At 63.0% G+C, this 20,451-nt stretch carries 21 protein-coding genes; 4 read left to right on the top strand and 17 right to left on the bottom strand.

Annotation, left to right across the window (positions count from 1 at the left end; translation table 11 throughout):
* Nucleotides 1-31 precede the first annotated feature (31 nt).
* The 6 genes from AB4Y40_RS09535 to AB4Y40_RS09510 form a co-directional block, all read right to left on the bottom strand.
* Nucleotides 32-862, bottom strand: a complete 831-nt coding sequence (locus AB4Y40_RS09535) for a CoA ester lyase (RefSeq protein WP_368687463.1) — start codon at nt 860-862, stop codon at nt 32-34.
* Nucleotides 863-926: 64 nt separating this feature from the next.
* A complete protein-coding gene (locus AB4Y40_RS09530) occupies nt 927-1,784 on the bottom strand; it encodes a MaoC family dehydratase N-terminal domain-containing protein (RefSeq protein WP_368687462.1) in 858 nt (285 codons plus the stop codon).
* Nucleotides 1,785-1,792: 8 nt separating this feature from the next.
* Nucleotides 1,793-2,959 (bottom strand): serine hydrolase domain-containing protein, encoded by a 1,167-nt coding sequence (locus tag AB4Y40_RS09525; protein WP_368687461.1) that lies wholly within the window; start codon nt 2,957-2,959, stop codon nt 1,793-1,795.
* A gap of 38 nt (nt 2,960-2,997) precedes the next feature.
* Nucleotides 2,998-3,768 (bottom strand): enoyl-CoA hydratase/isomerase family protein, encoded by a 771-nt coding sequence (locus tag AB4Y40_RS09520; RefSeq protein WP_368687460.1) that lies wholly within the window; start codon nt 3,766-3,768, stop codon nt 2,998-3,000.
* Complete coding sequence (locus AB4Y40_RS09515; protein ID WP_368687459.1) at nt 3,765-5,366, bottom strand: GMC family oxidoreductase; 1,602 nt, start codon at nt 5,364-5,366, stop codon at nt 3,765-3,767. The genes AB4Y40_RS09520 and AB4Y40_RS09515 overlap by 4 nt, the downstream gene beginning before the upstream one ends.
* Nucleotides 5,367-5,473: 107 nt before the next feature.
* Nucleotides 5,474-6,718, bottom strand: a complete 1,245-nt coding sequence (locus AB4Y40_RS09510) for a cytochrome P450 (protein WP_368687458.1) — start codon at nt 6,716-6,718, stop codon at nt 5,474-5,476.
* 163 nt (nt 6,719-6,881) lie between these two features.
* On the opposite strand from AB4Y40_RS09510, the gene AB4Y40_RS09505 reads away from it, so the two are divergent.
* From AB4Y40_RS09505 to AB4Y40_RS09490, 4 genes are all read left to right on the top strand, one after another.
* Nucleotides 6,882-7,631 carry a TetR/AcrR family transcriptional regulator gene (locus AB4Y40_RS09505; protein ID WP_368687457.1) on the top strand — a complete coding sequence of 250 codons (750 nt, stop codon included), beginning with the start codon at nt 6,882-6,884 and terminating at the stop codon, nt 7,629-7,631.
* Nucleotides 7,632-7,722: 91 nt separating this feature from the next.
* The gene (locus AB4Y40_RS09500; protein WP_368687486.1) at nt 7,723-8,985 is read left to right on the top strand and encodes an NAD(P)/FAD-dependent oxidoreductase; all 1,263 of its coding nucleotides are present in this window, start codon (nt 7,723-7,725) and stop codon (nt 8,983-8,985) included.
* Between the two features lie 21 nt (nt 8,986-9,006).
* The gene (locus AB4Y40_RS09495) at nt 9,007-9,327 is read left to right on the top strand and encodes a 2Fe-2S iron-sulfur cluster-binding protein (RefSeq protein WP_069268796.1); all 321 of its coding nucleotides are present in this window, start codon (nt 9,007-9,009) and stop codon (nt 9,325-9,327) included.
* A gap of 5 nt (nt 9,328-9,332) precedes the next feature.
* Entirely contained in the window at nt 9,333-10,109 is a 777-nt protein-coding gene (locus AB4Y40_RS09490) for an SDR family NAD(P)-dependent oxidoreductase (protein ID WP_368687456.1), read from the top strand.
* 50 nt (nt 10,110-10,159) lie between these two features.
* On the opposite strand, the gene AB4Y40_RS09485 is transcribed toward AB4Y40_RS09490, so the two are convergent.
* The 11 genes from AB4Y40_RS09485 to AB4Y40_RS09435 all read right to left on the bottom strand — a co-directional run bounded on the left by AB4Y40_RS09485 (nt 10,160) and on the right by AB4Y40_RS09435 (nt 20,437).
* Nucleotides 10,160-10,738, bottom strand: a complete 579-nt coding sequence (locus AB4Y40_RS09485) for a nuclear transport factor 2 family protein (RefSeq protein ID WP_368687455.1) — start codon at nt 10,736-10,738, stop codon at nt 10,160-10,162.
* Nucleotides 10,735-11,568, bottom strand: coding sequence for an SDR family oxidoreductase (locus AB4Y40_RS09480; RefSeq protein ID WP_368687454.1), 834 nt, complete (start codon nt 11,566-11,568; stop codon nt 10,735-10,737). The genes AB4Y40_RS09485 and AB4Y40_RS09480 overlap by 4 nt, the downstream gene beginning before the upstream one ends.
* A gap of 17 nt (nt 11,569-11,585) precedes the next feature.
* Nucleotides 11,586-12,728: an acyl-CoA dehydrogenase family protein gene (locus tag AB4Y40_RS09475; RefSeq protein ID WP_368687453.1), complete on the bottom strand. Its 1,143-nt coding sequence runs from the start codon at nt 12,726-12,728 to the stop codon at nt 11,586-11,588.
* 2 nt (nt 12,729-12,730) lie between these two features.
* Nucleotides 12,731-13,933, bottom strand: a complete 1,203-nt coding sequence (locus AB4Y40_RS09470; protein WP_368687452.1) for an acyl-CoA dehydrogenase family protein — start codon at nt 13,931-13,933, stop codon at nt 12,731-12,733.
* Between the two features lie 77 nt (nt 13,934-14,010).
* Entirely contained in the window at nt 14,011-14,790 is a 780-nt protein-coding gene (locus AB4Y40_RS09465) for an enoyl-CoA hydratase/isomerase family protein (RefSeq protein ID WP_368687451.1), read from the bottom strand.
* 31 nt (nt 14,791-14,821) lie between these two features.
* A complete protein-coding gene (locus AB4Y40_RS09460) occupies nt 14,822-15,715 on the bottom strand; it encodes a crotonase/enoyl-CoA hydratase family protein (RefSeq protein WP_368687450.1) in 894 nt (297 codons plus the stop codon).
* A 37-nt stretch (nt 15,716-15,752) separates the two neighbouring features.
* Entirely contained in the window at nt 15,753-17,282 is a 1,530-nt protein-coding gene (locus AB4Y40_RS09455) for a class I adenylate-forming enzyme family protein (protein ID WP_069268802.1), read from the bottom strand.
* A 33-nt stretch (nt 17,283-17,315) separates the two neighbouring features.
* Nucleotides 17,316-18,137 carry a 2-oxo acid dehydrogenase subunit E2 gene (locus AB4Y40_RS09450; RefSeq protein WP_368687449.1) on the bottom strand — a complete coding sequence of 274 codons (822 nt, stop codon included), beginning with the start codon at nt 18,135-18,137 and terminating at the stop codon, nt 17,316-17,318.
* 50 nt (nt 18,138-18,187) lie between these two features.
* Nucleotides 18,188-18,418: a biotin/lipoyl-containing protein gene (locus AB4Y40_RS09445; protein WP_069268804.1), complete on the bottom strand. Its 231-nt coding sequence runs from the start codon at nt 18,416-18,418 to the stop codon at nt 18,188-18,190.
* 43 nt (nt 18,419-18,461) lie between these two features.
* Nucleotides 18,462-19,454: an alpha-ketoacid dehydrogenase subunit beta gene (locus AB4Y40_RS09440; protein WP_342947379.1), complete on the bottom strand. Its 993-nt coding sequence runs from the start codon at nt 19,452-19,454 to the stop codon at nt 18,462-18,464.
* Complete coding sequence (locus AB4Y40_RS09435; RefSeq protein ID WP_342947378.1) at nt 19,451-20,437, bottom strand: thiamine pyrophosphate-dependent dehydrogenase E1 component subunit alpha; 987 nt, start codon at nt 20,435-20,437, stop codon at nt 19,451-19,453. Before AB4Y40_RS09435 ends, AB4Y40_RS09440 begins: the two co-directional genes overlap by 4 nt.
* Between the last annotated feature and the right edge of the window lie 14 nt (nt 20,438-20,451).

Raw genomic sequence — 20,451 nt, 5'->3', positions numbered from 1 at the left:
CGGTGGCGGCGCGGGCGCCCCGCAATTCCCCTTACCCTTCTACCGAACCACGCACGCTTTCGGTCTTTTCGGACAAGCTGACGATGCGTCTTGCCTTGAGCAAGACCGGCAAGTCCACCATCCGTCCATCCACGGACACTGCCCCGCCTTCAGCGCGCTCATATGCCTCGACAATTTTCCGCGCCTTGGTGATTTCATCTGCGCTTGGGCTGAACGCAGCGTTGACCGCTGCAACCTGGCGCGGGTGAATACACAGCTTGCCGCCGAAACCCAGCGATCTTGCCTTCGACGCGTCATGCGCGAGTTGCCGTTCGTCATCGATCGCCACGGTTACGCCATCCACCGGAGACTGAATTCCGGCTACACGCGAGGCCAGCACGATGCGCGAACGCGCGTGCAGCAACGCGTCCCATGAACCATCGCAATCGAGATCGAGTTCGAAGTCCACCGAGCCGAAAATGAGCCGCTCGACACCGGGCATGCGCGCCACTTCCAACGCGTTCCAGACGCCCTCGGCGGATTCGATGATCGGCCATATCGGCTTCTGCGTTGCCACGGCGACAGCGGTCAGCGCTGCCGCGTTCTCCGCCTTGGGCAGCACGATGCCATCGATACCGTCGAGCACTGCAAGCGAGAGGTCATCCTCGAACCACTGAGTGCCAGCGCCATTGATGCGCAACAGCACGCGAACAGGCGCAGCCACAAATGTTCGCGCGGCATCGGCAACATGTGCGCGCGCGGACGCTTTATCCACGTCCGCGACGGCGTCTTCGAGGTCCACGATCACTGCATCGGCGCCTGCCGCGAGCGCCTTGGCGAATCGCTCGGGTTTGCTCCCAGGCACAAAAAGAAACGAACGCATAAAACTCCAGTTCAGAGACCGGTCCGCGGAAGTTAAAACACGTTGGCGGACCGGATTCAACACATCAGGCGAGCACGGCCGATGCTTCCATGCGCAACGACCCATCGCTACCCGAAATCCACAAGATCACCTTGCCGGGGTCCGATTCGTCCCGCTTCCCGCAGACATAGAAAGGTAACGTGTCCACCACCGGCTTGATCGCGCGGAACGAAAACGATCGCACGCGCACGCCCGGCAGCTCGGATCTCAGCGAGTCCATAAGTAGCGTGGCGAGCAGAGGGCCGTGCACGACGAGCCCCTCATATCCCTCTTCGCCGGTCGCGTATGGCCGATCGTAGTGGATACGATGACCATTCAAGGTAAGCGCCGAATAGCGAAACAGCAGCACGGGATCGGGAACGACCTCGCGCGCCCACTGAGCGCTCGCGGGCGCGGCCTGTGGCGCAGCCGGCTTTTCGCTCGCAGCCGGATGGTCTCGATAAACGATATCCTGGCGTTCGACGATCGCGAGTCCGGCAACGTCGCTGACCTCGTGCTTGACCTTGACGAACACGAGATCGCCGGTACGTCCCTGCTTGTGTGCAACGCTCTCGATGCGAGAAAGCCGCGTAATCGCGCTGCCCGCCTTCAGCGGCCGCAGAAACTCGAGTTGACTGCCCGCCCACATACGCCGCGGTAAGTCGACAGGCGGGAGGAAACCTCCACGCTTTGGATGACCGTCCGATCCGACCATCGACTGACGATGAACCGGCAGAAAATAAAGCCAGTGCCACAACGGCGGCAAGTCATCGCCCGCCGCAGCAGACGGTTCGTCACGGTCGAGCATGGCGCCGAGCGCCGCCATCGGCGTGAGCGTGACCTGGTCCTGCACTTCCTCGGTGCGTCCGGTCCATTGCTGCAAATACGTGATATCCATGACCATTGCGGTGATCACTCCAGATCCAGCGCTTCACGAATCGCAACGGCGATCGGGAGCAGCGGATCTTCTTCCGGCGTGGTCGGATTGAACAGCTTGTTGTGGCAGATTGCCACCGCGAGTTCCGTGTCCGGGTCCGCCCAGCCGATCGAATTGCCCTGCCCCGGATGACACAATGCGCGCGGCGAACGCGCCGCCGTCACCGGCGGATGATTGCCGCCGAACCAGAAGCCGCCGATCGTGATCGGAATCGGAAAGCCGAACATTACGGGGTCCGGCTCTTCGCTGTTGGCGCGCGGCGTATTCAGCGTGGCCACGAGTTCCTTCGAAAGGATCCTCACGCCGTCCAGCTCACCACCGCACGCAAGCATCGCCCAAAAACGCGCTTCACTACGCGCATTGAAGATCCCGCCCACGCCCGCCACCTCGGCGCGCCGTACGTCCGGGCGCTCGAACACCTGCGGCGTCAATGCGACCTGCTGCGGCATCGAGCGCAGGAACAGAGGCGGCAGGTATTCCGCGGGAACCGGCACCATTGCGTCGGTAAGACGAGCGACGCGTGGCTCGACCTCATCAGGAATGCCAATCCAGAGATCGTGTATACCGAGCGGCTTCGCAATCTCCTCCTGAACGAAACGGCCCAGCGAGCGCTTCTTCGGATCGGCGCGTCGGACCAGTTCGCCAACGATCCAGCCGAAGGTCATCGAAAGATAAAGCGTCTTCGTGCCCGGCTCGGCGAGCGGCTCCAGGTTCGCGATGGCGCGCGTCATCCATTGCCAGTCGCACATCAGTTCCGGCGTCACGCCGTCCGGCATCTGCGGCACGCAGGCGCGGTGAGTCAGCACATCGCGTACCGTCGTCTTGTCTTTCCCGTGCGCACCGTACTCCGGCCAATAGCGCGTGACCGGCGCGTCGTATTCGATGAGTCCGCGGTCCGCCAGAATGTGCAGCGCGGTTGCCGCGACGGCCTTCGTCACCGAATAGACGTTGAAGAGCGTATCGCCGTCAACCAACCGGCCGGTGGACGGATCGGCCACGCCGCTCCATGCGTCGATCACGAGCTTGCCATTCAGATAGGCCGCCACCTGCACGCCGATCTCGCCGCCTTCCCGCGTCGCACGGTCGAGCGCTTGTTGAACAAGCGCGTTTCGCTCGGATAATGTTTGCACTGTCAGGTCCATATCGTGTCTCCCATTCGTGAACATGTCGCTTTGACGGGCTAGGTCTTGCCAGACTGCGCAGCAATACCGGCAAGCCCTTCAAGCGCGAGTCCGTAGCCCAGTTCGTCGACCATGCGACGCTTGAATGGCTGAGCAAAGACCGCGCGGGTATAGCGCAGGGTTTCGATCGGCTTCGCCGCGAGGCCGCGGGCGATCTCCCAGGCGCGCTCGAGCAGCGCTTCCTGGGCGAGGACTTCGCCGACCACGCCAAGCTCCCACGCGCGTTGCGCCGTCATGCGCTCGCCGGTGAGCAGAAAGTGGCGTGCGCGGTTATGGCCGACCAACATCGGCCAGACGATCTGCACGCCATCCGCCGGCACGACGCCGTGAACGAAGTGCGCCTGATCCGAGATTTCGGCGTGACTGGACGCGAGCACGATATCGGAGAGCACGAGTAACTCGGCGTGAATGTGCGCCGGGCCGTTGATTGCGCCGATCACGGGAACCGGAATGTCCAGCAGTTGCATGAGCAAGTCCTGCCCCTCGCGCTGCAGGCGCGGCCAGATTTGCGCAAGCGGTTCCGCCGGCAGCTCGGCGTAGTTCATGGCGTCGCAGAAAGCATTGCCGGTGCCCGTCAGGATCACTACGCGATTTTCGAGGTCGCGTGCGATCTGATAGAACGCCTCGCCCAGCTGACTGTGAATGCTGCCGTCGAGCGCGCCCCACTTGAGGGGGCCGCCATCCGTGTGCAGGCGCACCTGTAGAACGCCATCGCGCCGCTCGAATTCGATGTTCGCAAAGCGCTTGCCATAGTCCTCGAGACAGCTCATCGTGCGTCCTCGAGGATCAGGCCGGCGGCGCGCCATGCCATCGCCATCATGGGGCCGTTGGTGTTACCGGAAATCATCGTGGGCGTCACGGAGAGATCCATCACGCGCAGGCCTTCAACGCCCCGCACGCGCAAGCGCGAATCGAGCACGGCAAGCGGATCGGAGCCCATCTTGCAGGTGCCGCAAGCGTGGTAGCCGGACTGTCCCTCGCGCCGGTAGAGGTCGAGAATTTCGGCGTCGGTCTGAACGGCGGAACCTGGACGCGTCTCTCCTTCCAGCAGGCTAGCGAGCGGATCGGCGGCCAGCACGTTTCGCATGAGGCGGAATGCGTTGACGGCCATCCGCTGGTCGTACGAATCGGCGAGGTAGTTCGCAACGACTTCGGGCGGCACGCGCGGGTCCGCCGACTGGATCCTCACGTGTCCCTCACTGCGCGGACGCAGTGGATAGCTGAAAAGCTGCATGCCAGGAAACGTCTCGAACGCATAGCTGGCCGCGCCGAAATCCATCGAGTACGGCGCCATCATCAACTGAACGTCGGGGCGCTTCGCGTCGGGAGCAGTCTTGACGAAACCGCCCACCTGATAGGAGCCGAGCGACATCACGCCACGGCGGAACAGGAAATACTGCATCGCGTTGCGCCAAAGGCGCAGGCCGCTGAACTGCCGGTTCTGCGAATCGCACCACTCCTGCAAACGCGCCTGCACCATATACAGATAGTGCTCGCGCATGTTGAGCCCGACGCCCGGGCTTGCTGCCACGACCGGAATGCCAAGCGACTGCAGATGGCCGGGATCGCCAATGCCCGACAACTGCAAAAGCCGCGGTGACTCGATCGCTCCAGCCGACAGCACGACTTCGCGGCGTGCAAGGTAAACGATCTGCTGCCCCGCGCTTTCGCATTGCACGCCAGTTGCGCGCGTACCGTCAAACACGATTCGGGCGGCCTGCGTCGCGGTAACGACCGTGAGGTTCTTGCGCGAGCGAGCAGGTTTCAGAAAGGCTTCGGCCGAGCTCTGCCGCTGTCCCTTGCGTATCGTATAGATCAGATAGGCCACGCCCTCGTGGTCGAGCCGGTTGATGTCCTCCACGCGCCGAATGCCAAGCGACCGGCACGCCTCGAGAACAGCGTCGCCAATACGGTTGCGCTGTGCATATGGCGAGACTTTCAGTGGGCCGCCCGAACCCCGCAGTTCGTCGGCGCCCAGCGCGTGATCTTCGATCTGCCTGAAGCACGGTGCCAGGTTCTGCCAACTCCAGCCCTCCACGCCCAGTTCGCCCCATCCGTCGTAGTCGTCAGGATGTCCACGCATGTACACCATGCCGTTGATGCTGCTCGAACCTCCGAGCATCTTGCCGCGAAGCCAGATTTCATTGCGGTGCCCGTTGCCGTCGTCGGGCTGCACCGGGATGAACCAGGCGTGCGCCGGATCGCCCAGCAGCTTCCCGAAACCCTTGGGCATCCGGATCAGGGGACTGCGATCCTCGGGTCCTGCTTCAACGAGCAGCACCGTGTGGCGCCCGCTTTGCGAAAGACGGTTGGCGAGCACGCAACCCGCCGCGCCCGCGCCAACCACGACATAGTCAAACTCCGTCATCAATGCGTTCTCCGCCGTCGGTGCGCGCCGGGCAACTCTATGCGCGAGTTGTCCGGCGGCACTTGCCTTGTTGGTCGGCCTCGTGCAAAGCCCGTGAGGCCGGCTGATTAGCCGAAGACGACGGGAATCGAATGCGGAACGCGCATCATGATGCCGTTGATCTGCGGAGCCTGGGCGTCCGGATCGAGACGAAGATTGGGCAGGCGGTCGAGGATCGCGTTGAGCGCGCGCGTCATCTCCACGCGCGCGAGGTGTTGACCAATGCACACGTGAGGTCCATATGCAAACGCGAAATGCCGGTGAGCTGGTTTGCGATAGATGTCGAACTTGTCCGGATCGGGGAAGCGGCTGGGATCACGATTGGCGCTGCCTGCCAGCACGTCGAGAAATGCGCCTGCGGGAATCTCGATGCCACCGAGCGTGACGTCACGCGTCGCCAAGCGCGACTGCATCAACACGGGGCCGTCCCAGCGCAGCGCCTCTTCGATAGCCTGCGCGCCCAGAGTACGATCCTGGCGCACCGCTTCGAGCTGCGCGGGATCGCGCAGCAGCGCGAGCAGCAGCACGCTGGTTGCGCGATAGGTGGTGTCGCCGCCCGCATTTACGAGCTGGCGCAGGAACGAAATGACGACTTCGTCCGGAAGCAATTCGCCATCGACTTCCGCAGTGGCCAGCGCACTGACGAGATCGTCGCCCGGATTGCTGCGGCGCGCCTCGACGAGTTGCGCGAAATAAGCACCCAGCTTCGTCGACGCTTCCACGCCGTGCGCCACGTCGATCGACACCAGCGTTTGCGCGATCGCCAGCTTGTGGAAGATCTTCACGTCTTCCGGCGGCAATGCGAGCTGACGGTAGATGATATTGAACGGATAGTGAAGCGTGAACTCGTTGACGAGATCCGCATGCCCGCGATCCACGAACTTCGACATCAGTTCGTTTACCACGGGATCGACCAGTGTGTCGCCCCATGCCGCCACGGTGTGCGGCAAGAACGCTTTCTGAAAAATGCGGCGGTAGCGCGGGTGCTCGGGCGCGTCCATCGTCGAAATGCTGCGTCCGAAGCTGATGCCGATATTGCGCTCGTACGACTTGTTCGAGAACGTAGCCGGATCGCCCAGCACCTGCGAGACCTCGTCGTATCCGAATACGCAGTAGTGCGCGACGTCGGACATCGTCAGGTCCGCCGCACCGCCCATCAGCACACGATAGTCCCCTTCCTGAACCGTGCCTTTTTCGCGCAGTTCGGCAATGCGCGGATACGGGTTGGCATCGGCTCCGTAAGCGAGCGAATCCTCGAAAAAGGGGTTGAACGTCGGATCGTCGAAGTCTTCAAGTCGCAGCGCGCCAGCCATGGTTCCAGTCTCCATTAGTCGTTCGATAGCCGGTACCGGCATTGCCGAAAGTACCTATAGTTGAACTATGTTCGATTTTGCACGATTGTGCAAGAACGATTTATCATTCGGTTGAAGGGGCCTTCGGCGCTTGCCGGTTGCGCCCGAAATGAAAGGAAAACCTATGTCGTCGAGGAATACCCAGACCGCCAGCAGGCCGGCAGCCGATAACAAGGAGCCGCGCGCTTCGGCTCGCAGCACCACGCCCGAGCGCATTCTCGATACGGCCGAAAGGCTGTTCGCGATGCACGGTTACTTCGGTACGTCGATTCGCGACATCATGCAGAGCTGCGGCATGGAGCTGAGCCTCGCGCGCTACCACTTCGGCAGCAAGGACGCCCTGTTCCAGCAGTCGATAGGCCGCCGCGCAGCCGCGATCAGCCAGCAGGTGATCGATTCGCTGGAAGCGGCGCTCGCGCCATTGCATCGCGAGCGGCCCGATGTGGAAGCCATCGTGACCGCGCTTTCCGCGCCGGCCTTCGCGCATCTGAAGAGCGGCGACCCGGGGTGGCAAAACTACCTGCGCCTGCTGACCCAGATCGGCTGCCTGCTGGAGCGGCCCGATCTCACGGCGCCGTTCTACGACCAATACGCGCCAGCGGCGGCCCGTTACCGCGACGCCTTCGCGAAGGCGCTGCCTGGCGCCACGCGGGAAACCGTCGAACTCGTGCAGCATTTCGTCGAGTCCGTGTTTCATCTGGTGCTCAACGAGCTGTACGCGAAAGAAGCCCGATCCGGAACGCGCGCGCTTACGGCACCACATATCGAGCGCATGCGCACCTATTTGATCCGCTTCGCGGTTGGCGGCATCGAGGCGATGGTCAACTCCGCGCGGGAGCAACGGGGGTGCGTGAGCGGGGTTGATGAGCATTGACAGCCGCGCCGACCGTCGTTCACAATTTGGAACAGCATTCATAATAACTGAGGTCGCAGCGAGTGCGGCCGTGCGAGACGGAGTTCGCCTTATGACAGCTGTAGACGCAGAAAACACCGCGCTGATCGTCGGGGCGGGTCACGCTGCGGGAGAATGCGCGACCGCGATCCGCGAACAGGGTTGGACGGGACGCATCGTGATGGTGGGAGAAGAACCGCATTTGCCGTACCAGCGGCCACCGCTTTCGAAGGCATTCCTTTCGGGCGAATCGACCGCCGAGCAGCTCTACCTTAAGCCGCTTTCGACCTACGACAAGGCACGCGTCGAGTTCATTCCGAATACGCGCGCGGAGCGCATCGACCGTGATGCGAAACGGGTCGCACTCTCCAATGGCAGCGAGATCAGCTACGCGAAGCTCGTTCTGGCCACCGGCGGCCGCGCGCGGCGACTCGCGTTGCCGGGTATCGAAGCCATCGAGAAGCTGCAGAACTTTCACTACCTTCGCACGCTCGATCACGTCGCGCGCATTCGTAACCAGTTTCATGCGGGCTCGCGCCTCGTGATCATCGGCGGCGGCTATGTCGGCCTCGAAGTGGCTGCAGTGGCCGTGAAGCGCGGCTTGCACGTCACCGTGCTCGAGGCATTGCCGCGTGTGCTCGCGCGCGTCACCGCGCCCGAGCTTTCCACGTTCTACGAGAAAGTGCACCGCGAGGCCGGGGTCGACATCCGCACGAATGCGATCGTGAGCGGATTCGAACTCGACGCGTCCGGCGACGCGGTCGCCGCAGTCGGCTGCGCGGACGGCACGCGTGTCGCGGCGGATCTCGTCATCGTCGGCGTGGGACTGGAGCCGGCCACCGAACTCGCGCAGGCCGCGGGTCTCGCCGTCGACAACGGCATTGTGGTGGACGAGCATACGCGTACCTCCGATCCGGATATTTTCGCGGTCGGCGATTGCACCAATCATCCCAATCCGTCGCTCGGCCGCCGGCTGCGCCTGGAGTCGGTGCCGAACGCACTCGAGCAGGCCCGCACCGCCGCGGCATCGCTGTGCGGCAAGGAGCGCGTCTATAACAGCGTGCCGTGGTTCTGGTCCGATCAATACGATCTGAAGCTAAAGATGGTCGGGCTGTCCCAAGGCTACGACGAACTCGTCTTGCGCGGAAGTCCCGAGAGCCGCTCGTTTTCGGCGTTTTATCTCAAGGATGGCGCGATGCTCGCAGCCGACACGGTGAGCCGTGCGCCCGAATTCATGCTGGCAAAGCGGTTCGTCGCCGAGAAAATTTCGGTTCGTGCGGCCGATCTCGCCGACGAGTCGATCCCGTTGAAAAGTCTGCTCCCACAGTCCAACTAATTTTTCAGAGGTCCAGAAGCCATGCCGCTCATTCGATTCATCCAGCCGGACGGCAGCGAAGCCAGCGTAAGCGCCAACGTTGGCGACTCGGTCATGCAAACTGCCGTGAACAACCAGGTCCCGGGCATTCTCGGAGATTGTGGCGGCAGCTGCAGCTGCGCGACCTGTCACGCCTACGTCGACGAAGCCTGGCGCGGCCACATGCCAGCGGCCGAGTCCTACGAAGTCGACATGCTCACCTGTGCGATGGACGTGCGCGAAAACAGCCGTCTGACGTGCCAGATCTTCATGACGCCGGAACTGGACGGCCTGGTGGTGCGCCTGCCCGGCTCGGCGGCCTGAGCGTCATGACCACGACTGCCCCACGCACGACGCTAATCACCGGCGCGGCTTCCGGCATGGGCGCCGCCCTCGCCCGGCATGTGTCCGCACTCGGCGAACGGGTGATTGGCGTCGATCTGAACAATGCCGATGTGTGTTCTGACCTCTCCGACCCGACGGGACGTGCAGCGCTCGTCGCGCGCGTGCAGGAGATTGCGCCATCAATCGACGCGGTGGTCGCGTGCGCCGGCGTATCTCCCCCCGTGGCCGGCGACACGCTGGTGTCGGTCAATTACTTCGGCGTTGCGGACCTGCTGCCGCGCCTGTTGCCGCTCCTGCAGCGCGGAAAACAGCCCCGCGTTGTGGTGATCTCTTCACTGGCCTCGCTTCATCCCGTCGATACGCGGCTCGTCGAGTTGTGCCTCGACGGCGACGAAACCGCCGCGCGGGAACAGGCCGCGAAAATCGGCGCGCAATGCTATGCGTCGTCCAAACGCGCGCTGACCCAATGGATACGGCGCACGGCCGTGCTGCCCGGCTGGGCGGACCAAGGGGTGTTGCTAAACGGGATCGCGCCGGGCATTGTGAAAACGCCGATGGTCGCGCCCCTGCTGGAAACCGCCGAGGGCCGCGAGGCACTTGCAGCGGGTGTGCCCACCGCCGTGCGGGACTATGCGAGCGCTGAGCAGATCGTTCCGCTCCTTGCGTTCCTCGCCGGTCCGGCCAACGCCTACATGGTGGGCCAGGTACCCTTCGCGGACGGTGGCGCCGACGTGCTCTTGCGCGGGGAAGCGGCGCTTTGATGCACATGCCCGCGCTAGCGCCGAAGGCGCAAACACGATTACGGCGGCGCTTACGGCGCCTTCGTCAACACGTTGATGGCGTGCTGTTCGCTCTTGCTCCAGAACGCCGCCCACGTCGGAAAGCCCTGCGGGAGACGCGGCTGGTAACGGTCGCCCTCGTATTTGCCAGGCCAGTTCTGGAAGCGCGGCGCGCCGGGACGTGCGAGCCAGTCCGTCGAATACCAGTGCTGCTCTTCGCGGCGCTCGAAATACCACTGCCCGTCGCGCCGCACATAGTGATCGAAGTAACAGATCGCCATCACCACCCACGAGCCGTCGTCCTCGTGCTCCGCGCGGCAATATACGGTACCCGTCGCATGGTCAGCGTCGATGAAATCGACTGCGTGGCCGCAGATCTGGTGGATGCTGCGATAAAAGCCGCGCAGGATATGTTCGGACCCGTAGAACGTTTTCAGTGCAGCGCGCCCCACGCCCCAGCGGCCGCAATTGACGTCCTCGGCGAACAGTTGCACAAGGCTGTCCAGATCGCGCGAATCGACCGCGAGTGCGTATCGCGCCGGCAACTGCTGAATGGCGAGTTGCGCCTCGATGCGTTCGACACGCGCAAGAATGCTGGGGTCCGTCGTCATGCTGCCCCCTTCGCGACGTTGGCCGCCGCGGCCGAGCGTGCGCGGATTTCATCGGCATAGTACGGCTGGTGTGAAAGCAGTCCACCGTCGACGTTGAATACCTGGCCCGTGACGAACGCCGCTTCGTCCGAAGCGAGATACACGACCGCGTGCGCAATGTCCTCGGGCTGTCCAAGGCGAGGCGTGAGATGGTGGCTCAGCATCATTTCCCCGAGTTCGCCCGCGTAGTACGCCTGAGTCACCGGCGTGACGATCAGCCCTGGAGCAATCGCGTTGCACCGTATGCCCTCCTTGCCGTGCTGCGCGGCAATGTAGCGCGTCAAATTCTCGATGCCGGCCTTGCAGACGCCATAGGCGCTGTACCCCAGCGCGCCCGCCTGAGCGGAGCCCGAAGAGGTGTTGATGATCGAACCGCCGCCGCGCGAGCGCATGAGCGGCAGCGCGCGCCGCGAAGCCAGCATCGTGCCGCGAAGATTGATGCGCATCGTGTCGTCCCACACCGCGACGTCGACCGCCTCGACCGCCGCATCGACCGTACTGGAAAGCGACGTGGCGGCGGCGTTGTTGTGCAGGATATCGAGGCCGCCCCAGGTTTCGAGCGTGAGATCGAACAACGCCTCGATCGAGCTTTCGTCGCCGATATCGACACGCGCCGCAACTGCCTGGCCGCCCGACTCCTTGATACGGCGAACCTGCTCCTGCGCGCCTTCGAGATTCAGATCCGCCACGACCAGCAAGGCGCCTTCCTGCGCGAGCCTTACGGCGCAGGCAGCGCCGATACCCGATGCGGCCCCGGTCACAATCGCAATCTTGTCTTTCACGCGTTGCACGATCTGCTCCTCCCCGCTCAAGCCGTTGCCGGTATGCGGTTGCTTGCCGCAACGCGGTCGAGATGAAAGTCGATATCGCCGAACATCTTTTCCATCATCACCATCTTGCGGAAGTAGTGGCCAACCGGATATTCCTCGGTCAGCCCCATGCCGCCGTGCAACTGGATACCCTGCGCGCAAACGAAGCGATTGGCACGCGCGGCAACCGCCTTGGCCGCCGAGATGGCGCGGCTGCGTTCGGACGCCGGCCGGTCGATATGCGCGATCCCGCAGTACAACATCGAGCGCGCTTCCTGCGTGGCGACGAACATCTCCGCCATGCGGTGCTGCAATGCCTGGAACTTGCCGATGGGCTGGCCGAACTGAGAGCGTCCCTTGATGTACTCCGAAGTGATGGCCATCACCGCCTCCATCATGCCGAGGCTCTCGGCCACGCTCGCAAGGGCGGCGAGTTCCGTTGCCTGCGTGAGCACCTCCAGCGCGCGCTCCGGTCCGACGATCAGCGCATCGTCGCCGACCTCGACGTCGCGCAGGTCGATATCCGCCGCACGGGAGCTGTCGAGCAAGCGATACGACCGGCACGTGACGCCCGCAGCACGACGGTCGACAAGAAACACAGCAACGCCTTGCGATGCGCTTTCCACTCGCGCGGTCACGAGCAGTTGATCTGCCGACTCACCGGCCACCACCAGCGTCTTCGCGCCGCTGATGAGATACCCCGAGGAGGTTTTGCGAGCATGGGTTCGCGCATGGCAAGCCACCTTGTAGCGGCTGCCAGCTTCACTATCCGCGAGCGAAAGCAGCAGCTTGCCTTCGATGACGGCGGGCAGCAGCGTCTCGCGCAGAGGCCGCGCATCCCCTCGCTCGATGATCGTGGCGCAAAGCAGCGCGGTTTGCACGACGGGCTCGAGCGCCATGCCGCGGCCGAGCGCCTCCATCAGGATCGCCATTTCGACAAACGAGCACCCCAGTCCGCCGACATCCTCCGGCATGGTCAGTCCGAGCCAGCCAAGCTCGGCATATACGCGCCAATGCTCGCGGCTGAAGCCCTCTTGCTGCGCCGCGATGTGCGTGCGTGCCTCGAATCCATACTCCTGATGGACGTAGCGTTCCGCGCCATCCTTCAGCATCAATTGTTCTTCGGAGAAGTTGAAGTCCATGGCTACAGTCCGAATGCGAGTTTCGCAATGATGTTCTTCTGCACTTCGCGCGCACCGCCGTAAATGGTGGATGCGCGCGCGATGAGATAGCCCGACGTGCGGCCGCCCACGTAATCGGGCCAGTTTTCGTCGACCGCAGGATCGGCGTGCGCGACGCTGTGGTCGTCGAAGCGCATCACGCGGGGACCCAGCGCGTCCATCTGGAGCTGCGTCACGCGCTGCTGCATTTCCGACCCGCTGATCTTCAGTGCGGACACCACGGCGTCGAGGTTGCGCTCGCTCTTCTCTTCGGCGAGGATGCGCAGCACCGACCACTCGAGCGCCATGAGATCCGTTTCGATCTCCGCAACCTTGCGCGCGAACCCGGGCGTATCGATCAGCCGCACGCCGTCGACCATCTCCTGAGCGGCGATGTCCTTCGCGCGTTGCAACTCACGTTTGTTGAAGTACAGGAACGCGCTCGTCGTGCGCTCCTTCTCCAGAAGGTACTTCGCATAGGTCCAACCCATGCCCGCCTCACCCACGAGATGCGCCTTCGGCACACGGACGTTCTCGAGGAACACCTCGTTCAGTCCCCTGCCGCCTTCGATCGACACGATCGGACGCACGGTAATGCCCGGCGTGTCCATCTTGACGAGCAGGAACGAGATGCCTCGCTGCGGCTTGACCGTCGTATCGGTCTTGACGAGAAAGAATCCCCAGTCGGCAATGGTGGCGTCGCTCGTCCAGATCTTCTGGCCGTTGATGACGTACTCGTCGCCGTCGAGTACCGCCGTGGTTCTCAATCCGGCGAGGTCGGAGCCCGCGTTCGGTTCCGAGAAGCCTTGGCACCAGAATTCATCGCCGGACAGGAGCGGCTTCAGGAAGCGCTCCTTTTGCCAGGCCGAGCCGAAGGCGATGATGACGGGCGCGACCATATGCGTGGACTGCCAGCTGTAGTCCATGGCATCGGCGTTGTACAGCTCTTCCATGAAGATATGCTTGCGAAACCCGCTCCAGTCGGTGCCGCCATGCTCGACCGGCAAATGGGGCGCGCCCCAGCCACGCTCGTACAGAATGCCCTGCCACTTGCGAATGTCGTCGCGCGCAGGCGGATGCACGCCAACGCGCCACCGGCGTGAAATATCGGCGGGTGCATGCTCCTTGAAGAACTGCATCACTTCCTGGCGAAACGCTTCGTCTTCCTTGCTATAAGCAAAATTCATGTTTCCCGACTCCTGAATCTTTTACGCACCCGTATATCAGACTGGCCGGGCTCGCCCTGCTCGTGGAGGAGCCCCATTTAGCGGCCACGGAAGGCAGGCGCTCGTTTTTCTCTCGCGGCCAGCCGGCCCTCCGCTGCGTCTTCTGAATTCACCGCGAGCGCTACAGCATTCAGCTCCTGGGCCAGAAACTCTTCCATGCTTGCGGCGTTCAGCCGGAACAATTGCTTCGTCAGGCCGAGCGAAAAGGTCGGGCCGGCCGCCAGTTCGCCGGCCAGCTTCGCGGCTGCCGCGTCGAGTTCGCCGTCCTCGACGAAGTGGCTGGCAAGGCCCATATCGAGCGCTTCCTGGCCTGTCAGCCGGCGATTCAGGTACATGATTTCCTTAGCGCGAAACTCGCCGCAATGACGCGCAAGCAGATGCACCATGCCGCCTTCGGGCAGCGTGGCGCGCATCAGGAACGCGGGAATGAACTGCGCCGTGTCGGAAACGACCAGCTGGTCCGCGCAGAGCGCGAAGCTCCACGCGATACCCACCGCAACGCCCCGCACAGCCGCGACCATCGGCTTGTTCAGGTTGTACAGCCTGAGCGCGATCTTCTGATAGACGGCCATCGAAGCACGAGCATGGGCAACGCTCATCTGCGGCGGCGCGGCGCCGCTGCCTTTGATATCGGCGCCCGCGCAGAAAGCGCGGCCTGCACCGGTGAGAATGACTGCACGAATCTCCGGGTCCTGCTCGATGCGATCGAGGTGGCCGAGAATCAGCTCGAGCATTTCCGGCGTCAGCGCATTGAGCTTCTCGGGGCGGTTCAGGCACAGCGTCGCAACTGCGCCGTTCAATGTGAGTTCAACGTCCATGATGTTCGGATCTTCGTTCGAATTCGGTTCGTCAACTGCCACGAGCGTGCAGGCGGATCATCCCGTCGCCGAAAGGCTCGTCGCGGCGCTTGAGCGCTTCCTTCAGCCCAACCGCGTCCATATCTGCCTTGAACTGCGCGCGGCGCGGTCCCTGGCTCTGGTGAGCCCGCGAGTCGTTCTCCACGGCGAGCCGCTGAAGCGTGCGCGAACCGGCCAGTTCCAACCCGATGTTGACGATGCGCTTGTTGGCCGCCAGCAGATCGGCGTCGACGAAAGACAGACGGCGCGCCAGTTCGCCCACCTCCGCCTCGAGTTGCTCCGCCGGCACCGCGTCCATGACGAGGCCGATTTTCGCCGCGTCTCTTCCTGACAGCGAATCTCCGGAAAGCAGCAGACGTTTCGCCCACTGAGGGCCGACGTGATAGAACCACATGTGCGCAGGGGGCGAACCGTTGGCGCGCGTGGCGGGAAAACCGATTCTCGCGTTGTCGGCGGCGATCACCATGTCGCATGCGAGCGCGAGATCCGTTCCGCCTGCAAGACAGTTGCCGTGAACCTGCGCGATGATCGGCTTGTGGATCTCGGCCATCAGATTGACCGTCTCTGCCTGCCGCTCCATCGACCAGCAGTCGTCGTCGAAACTGCGGATCGTGCCACGATACTCACCCGGATCGATGGCTTCCGCCGCCCGGTCCGTATACGTCGTCACGAGGTCGTATCCCGCGCAGAAGTCACGGCCCGCCCCCGAAAGCACGATCACGTTGACCGACTTCAAATCGTCGGCTTCCAGCAACGCCGCCTTGAGTTCCTGCAGCAGCGGATTGTTGATGGCATTGCGCTTGTCCGGGCGATTCAGCGTGATGCGTGCAACGCGCTCCGAGACTTCGAACTGTACGCACTCCGTACTTTTTAGCCATTTTGCCATGATCGGTTCTCTCTGAATGAAGCGATTGCCGGTTCAACTACGCAAACTGCTTGCGCAGAATCACCTTGCTGATCTTGCCTGTCGGCAACCTCGGTAGCTCGTCGACGAACGCAATGGCTTTCGGGCACTTGTAGCTCGCGATCAGGTCGCGACAAAATTCGATCAGCTCGGCTTCGCTGGCTTGTTCGCCCCGACGCAGAACGACGATCGCCTTGACGCATTCGCCCCACTTCTCATGCGGAACCCCGATCACGGCCACGTCGACGACGGCGGGATGCTGCACCAGTGCGTCCTCGACTTCACGGCTGTAAATGTTCTCCCCGCCCGAAATGATCATGTCCTTCTTGCGGTCGACGAGGAAGATGTAGCCGTCCTTGTCCTGATAGCCCATGTCGCCGGATCGATACCAGCCGTCTCGCAGCGCTTCCACCGTCGCGACGCTGTTATTCCAGTAGCCGCTCAATTGCGTCTGCGAGCGCAGCCATACCTCGCCCGTCCGGCCTTGCGGCAAGTCGTTGCCGTGGTCGTCGACGATGCGTAGTTCGATGCCGGGACACGGGCGCCCGACCGATGCGAGGCGCCGAACCTGTTCCGGCGAGCCGTGCGGCTTGACCTCGTGAGAAGGCAACCAGCATGCGTTGCTCTCGGTCATGCCGTATTGGACCGAAAACACGGGGCCGAGCACCCGAATGCCACGCGAAAGCAGCGGCGCAGGCACGGGTGCCGCCGCGGTGACGATGTTCTCGATGCTCGATACGTCGTAGCTCGACAGTTCCGGCACGTCGAGCACCGCCTGAAGCATGGCGGCCACCATGAACGTGAAGGTGATACGCTCCTCGGCGATCGTTTCCAGCATCTGCTTCGGCTCGAAGCCGCGATGCACGACCGTCGTGCCGCCCATCCAGGCCACAGAATTGACGAAGCCAATGCCGCCGACATGGAACGCCGGCGTGGTTTGCAGCACGCGCGTGTTGCCGGAAAACTCCGTGACGAGCGCGCAACTTTCCGCGGTGACGCACATGGCGTGGTGCGTGCGAACGACGCCCTTGGGACGCCCCGTGGTGCCGCTGGTGTACATCAGGTAAGCGTAGTCTTCCGGGTTCGATCGGATCGGCGGCCCTTCCAGCGGGCCCTCGTCCATCACCGCTTCGAATGAAACGGCCCACTGCGGCGTGTCGCCGATGCAGATGTACTGCTCGATTTCCGGCAATTGCGAACGCAGCTCATCCACGACATCCGCGTACTGCGCCTCGAAGACAAGCGCCTTGGGGGCCGCATCCTTGAGGATATAAAGAATCTCCGCTGGCGCCAGCCGGAAGTTGACGGTTGCCAGAATGAAGCCTGCCCACTCGCATGCGCGGTAACTCTCGTAGTACTCCGCACAATTCATCGCGAGGATCGCAACCCGATCCTGACGCCGCAGGCCGCGCTCATAGAGCGCCCCAGAGAAGCGGCGCGCGCGCTCGGCCAACTGAGCGTGCGTCAAACGGCGCTCAGCGTACACGAGCGCCGTGTGGTCGGCATGCAAGCGAGCGTTTCGCTCAATCATCTCGCCAAGGGTTCTCATTTCAGTCCCGTCGTTGTTTGTCACTTCGTTCTTTTAGCCTGCGAGCGCCTGCGGATCGGCCAGCACGGTCCCGATGAATGCGGCGAAGCGCGCCGCATCGGCTCCGTTGATCACGCGATGGTCGTAGCTCAGCGAGAGGGGTAACATCTTGCGCCAGCTAATACCGCCACCGCCGTCTTCTGCGGGTGCGGCCGCCAGCCGTGTTTTGGTCACGCCGAGAATCGCCACCTCCGGCGCATTGACGATAGGCGTGAAGCCGGTGCCCCCAAAGCCGCCGAGCGAGCTGATCGAAAAGCAACCGCCAGACATCTCCGCCATCGAAAGGCCCTTTTCGCGCGCCTTCAGGGAAATCGCCGCGAGTTCGGTTGCGAGTTCCTCGACGCTCTTCTTGTCGCAGTCACGCAGCACCGGCACGAGCAGTCCAAAGCGGGTGTCGACCGCGACCCCAATGTGGAAATACTTCTTGAGGACGATGTTCTTGCCATCCCCGTCGAGCGAAGCGTTGAATTGCGGAAACTCCTGCAAAGCGCGCACCACCGCCTTGATGAGAAACACGAGCGGTGTGAGCTTCACTGCCGCATTCGCCTCGTTGCGCGCCTTGCGCCAGGTTTCGAGCGATGTGATATCCGCGTCGTCGTGGTGCGTCACATGCGGAATCGTGAGCCAGTTGCGCGACAGGAAGGCCCCCGTGAGTTTCTGGATGCGCGAGACCGGCTTGATCTCCACCTCGCCGAATTCGGCGAAGTCGACCTGCGGCCAGGGCGGCAAATTGGCACCAAATGCAGGCGTTACGGGTTCGCCGGGTCCGGCATTCGCATTGGCCTGCGACCGGTTAGCAACGGATTCGACACTCATCGCGGATGCCTCTTCAAACGACCTTTGGGTACTTGACGGCGTGAAGCCGATCAGACGATTTCCGCCAGCAGCGTGCCGACGGGATACACCTCGCCAACCTGTGCGACGATGCGCAGCTTGCCCGACGCCGGCGATTCGACTTCCTGAATCGACTTGTCGCTCTCCAGCGCGTAGAGAATCTGGCCTTCGTTGACGGTCGCGCCGTCTTCGGCCAGCCATTCGGCCAGCGTGCCTTCGTTCATCGAAAAGCCCAGTTTGGGAAGCAGAACTTGTGTGGTCATGACGTTGCTCTATTGATGATGAAAATCCTTGGGTGCGCCGCTGTTATTTCAACGTGGCGCGAACCGCCGCTTCGATATCGGCCACGCCCGGAACGAAGGCGTCCTCAAGCGGCTTGGAGAACGGCACAGGGCAGAATTGTGCGCCCACGCGCTGCACCGGCGCCTTGAGTTCACGGAAAAGGGCTTCGTAAATGCGCGAAGCGATTTCCGCGCCCACGCCGAACGGCCTGACCGCCTCGTGTACGACGACGGCACGTCCCGTTTTGGCAACCGACGTCAATATCGTTTCCGTATCCAACGGAGAGACAGTGCGCAAATCGATCACTTCACACGCGATGCCATCTTTCGCGAGCGCCTCCGCGGCAACCATGACCTCTTGCATGCGGCGGCTGTAGCTGATCACCGTCACGTCGGTGCCTGCGCGCACCACGTTTGCCTTGCCAAGCGCAATCGCCACGCCGCGCTCCGGCGCATTGCCCGGATTCCAGTAGGACGGCATGTTCTCGATGAACAGGCACGGGTCGTCGTCGCGGATGCAGGACAGCATCAGGCCATAGGCATCGGCCGGGTTGGAAGGCGCGACGACCTTGATGCCCGCAACGTGCGCGAACCATGCCTCCAGGTAATCGGCATGCTGTCCGCCCGTGCCGAACCCCGCGCCCGTCATGGTGCGAATGACGAGCGGCACGTTGGTCTGTCCGCCCGACATGAAGCGCAACTTCGCGGCGTGATTGACGATCATGTCCATCGCGACCGTCGTGAAGTTCATCAGCATGATTTCCGCAACGGGACGCATGCCGACCATCGACGCGCCGATCGCGGCGCCGATGATGGCCTGCTCCGAGATCGGCGTCGAACGCACGCGCGACGTGCCGTATTTCGAAGACAGTCCCTTCGTTACGCCGACAATGCCGCCCTCCTGGCCATCGGCCACGTCTTCACCCAGCACGATCACATTGGCGTCGGCCGCCATTGCGTCGTCGAGCGCGTAGTTGACGGCCTGGATAGTGTTGATGTTCGTGGGTGCCTGGCTCATGCGATCACCTCGTCCTTGAAGATGTCACGGCGAAGCTCCGCAACGTCGGGATATTCGCTCGACAACGTGAATTCGACAGCAGCATCGATCTGCGCCTCGTGATCGGATTCCATCGCGGCCAGTTGCTCTTCGGTTGCGTGCTTCGCTTCGATGAGCCACTGCCGGAAGAGCGGCACGGGATCCCTGGCCACCCAGGCGGCCTTTTCGTGCTTGTCCATGTACGCGTCCGGGTCGCCGAACACGTGCCCCTGAAAGCGGAAGGTATTCGCTTCGATGAGCGTCGGGCCGCCGCCGTTGCGAGCGCGTTCGACCGCCTCGTGTGCCGCCCTGTGCATCGCGATCGGATCGTTGCCGTTGACCGTGACGCCGGGCATCTGATACGCGACGGCACGCTGCGCGATATTCGCCACAGACGTGCCGTAAGCGTATTTCGTGTGCTCGGCGTAGCCGTTGTTCTGGCACACGAAGATCACCGGCAACTTCCAGACGGAAGCCATATTCAGCGACTCATGGAAAGCACCGATATTCGACGCGCCGTCGCCGAAATAAGCCACGGCCACCCGCGGCTCGCCACGAATCTGCGCGGCCAGCGCGAGGCCGTTTGCAATGGGCATGGAACTGCCCACGATGCCCGTCGTCACCATGACGCCGGATGCGGGATGGGTAACGTGCATCGGGCCGCCCTTGCCCTTGCAAGTGCCGGTCACGCGGCCGCCCAGTTCGGCCCACAATTCCTTGAGCGGCACACCCTTGGCGATCATGTCGTGAACACCGCGGTAGATCGTGCAGATGTAGTCGTCGTCGGTGAGGCACACCGACATCGCGGAGGGAATCACCTCCTGGCCGCGCGGCGAGTAGTACGGCATGACCAGCTTGCCGGACTTGATGACGGCACGAAAGCGCTCATCGTTCTGCTTGATGAGTGCCATGCGCCGGTAAATGTCGACCAGGACTTCACTGCTGGGCGGCTGATAGGCGTTCATTCGTATCTCTCCTG

It is taken from the genome of Paraburkholderia sp. EG287B (assembly GCF_040965595.1).
Classification (GTDB): Bacteria; Pseudomonadota; Gammaproteobacteria; order Burkholderiales; family Burkholderiaceae; genus Paraburkholderia.
Note: the sequence above shows the minus strand (reverse complement) of the source record. Positions and strands in the feature narration are given on the sequence as shown.

What these genes read in the sequence shown, in the direction of transcription:
- AB4Y40_RS09530 (WP_368687462.1), bottom strand. Translation starts at nt 1,784, where the DNA reads ATGGTCATGGATATCACGTATTTGCAGCAATGGACCGGACGCACCGAG.
- AB4Y40_RS09525 (WP_368687461.1), bottom strand. Translation starts at nt 2,959, where the DNA reads ATGGACCTGACAGTGCAAACATTATCCGAGCGAAACGCGCTTGTTCAA.
- AB4Y40_RS09470 (WP_368687452.1), bottom strand. Translation starts at nt 13,933, where the DNA reads ATGAATTTTGCTTATAGCAAGGAAGACGAAGCGTTTCGCCAGGAAGTG.
- AB4Y40_RS09495 (WP_069268796.1), top strand. Translation starts at nt 9,007, where the DNA reads ATGCCGCTCATTCGATTCATCCAGCCGGACGGCAGCGAAGCCAGCGTA.
- AB4Y40_RS09520 (WP_368687460.1), bottom strand. Translation starts at nt 3,768, where the DNA reads ATGAGCTGTCTCGAGGACTATGGCAAGCGCTTTGCGAACATCGAATTC.
- AB4Y40_RS09445 (WP_069268804.1), bottom strand. Translation starts at nt 18,418, where the DNA reads ATGACCACACAAGTTCTGCTTCCCAAACTGGGCTTTTCGATGAACGAA.
- AB4Y40_RS09435 (WP_342947378.1), bottom strand. Translation starts at nt 20,437, where the DNA reads ATGAACGCCTATCAGCCGCCCAGCAGTGAAGTCCTGGTCGACATTTAC.
- AB4Y40_RS09455 (WP_069268802.1), bottom strand. Translation starts at nt 17,282, where the DNA reads ATGAGAACCCTTGGCGAGATGATTGAGCGAAACGCTCGCTTGCATGCC.
- AB4Y40_RS09490 (WP_368687456.1), top strand. Translation starts at nt 9,333, where the DNA reads ATGACCACGACTGCCCCACGCACGACGCTAATCACCGGCGCGGCTTCC.
- AB4Y40_RS09475 (WP_368687453.1), bottom strand. Translation starts at nt 12,728, where the DNA reads ATGGACTTCAACTTCTCCGAAGAACAATTGATGCTGAAGGATGGCGCG.
- AB4Y40_RS09515 (WP_368687459.1), bottom strand. Translation starts at nt 5,366, where the DNA reads ATGACGGAGTTTGACTATGTCGTGGTTGGCGCGGGCGCGGCGGGTTGC.
- AB4Y40_RS09505 (WP_368687457.1), top strand. Translation starts at nt 6,882, where the DNA reads ATGTCGTCGAGGAATACCCAGACCGCCAGCAGGCCGGCAGCCGATAAC.
- AB4Y40_RS09465 (WP_368687451.1), bottom strand. Translation starts at nt 14,790, where the DNA reads ATGGACGTTGAACTCACATTGAACGGCGCAGTTGCGACGCTGTGCCTG.
- AB4Y40_RS09440 (WP_342947379.1), bottom strand. Translation starts at nt 19,454, where the DNA reads ATGAGCCAGGCACCCACGAACATCAACACTATCCAGGCCGTCAACTAC.
- AB4Y40_RS09460 (WP_368687450.1), bottom strand. Translation starts at nt 15,715, where the DNA reads ATGGCAAAATGGCTAAAAAGTACGGAGTGCGTACAGTTCGAAGTCTCG.
- AB4Y40_RS09535 (WP_368687463.1), bottom strand. Translation starts at nt 862, where the DNA reads ATGCGTTCGTTTCTTTTTGTGCCTGGGAGCAAACCCGAGCGATTCGCC.
- AB4Y40_RS09510 (WP_368687458.1), bottom strand. Translation starts at nt 6,718, where the DNA reads ATGGCTGGCGCGCTGCGACTTGAAGACTTCGACGATCCGACGTTCAAC.
- AB4Y40_RS09500 (WP_368687486.1), top strand. Translation starts at nt 7,723, where the DNA reads ATGACAGCTGTAGACGCAGAAAACACCGCGCTGATCGTCGGGGCGGGT.
- AB4Y40_RS09485 (WP_368687455.1), bottom strand. Translation starts at nt 10,738, where the DNA reads ATGACGACGGACCCCAGCATTCTTGCGCGTGTCGAACGCATCGAGGCG.
- AB4Y40_RS09450 (WP_368687449.1), bottom strand. Translation starts at nt 18,137, where the DNA reads ATGAGTGTCGAATCCGTTGCTAACCGGTCGCAGGCCAATGCGAATGCC.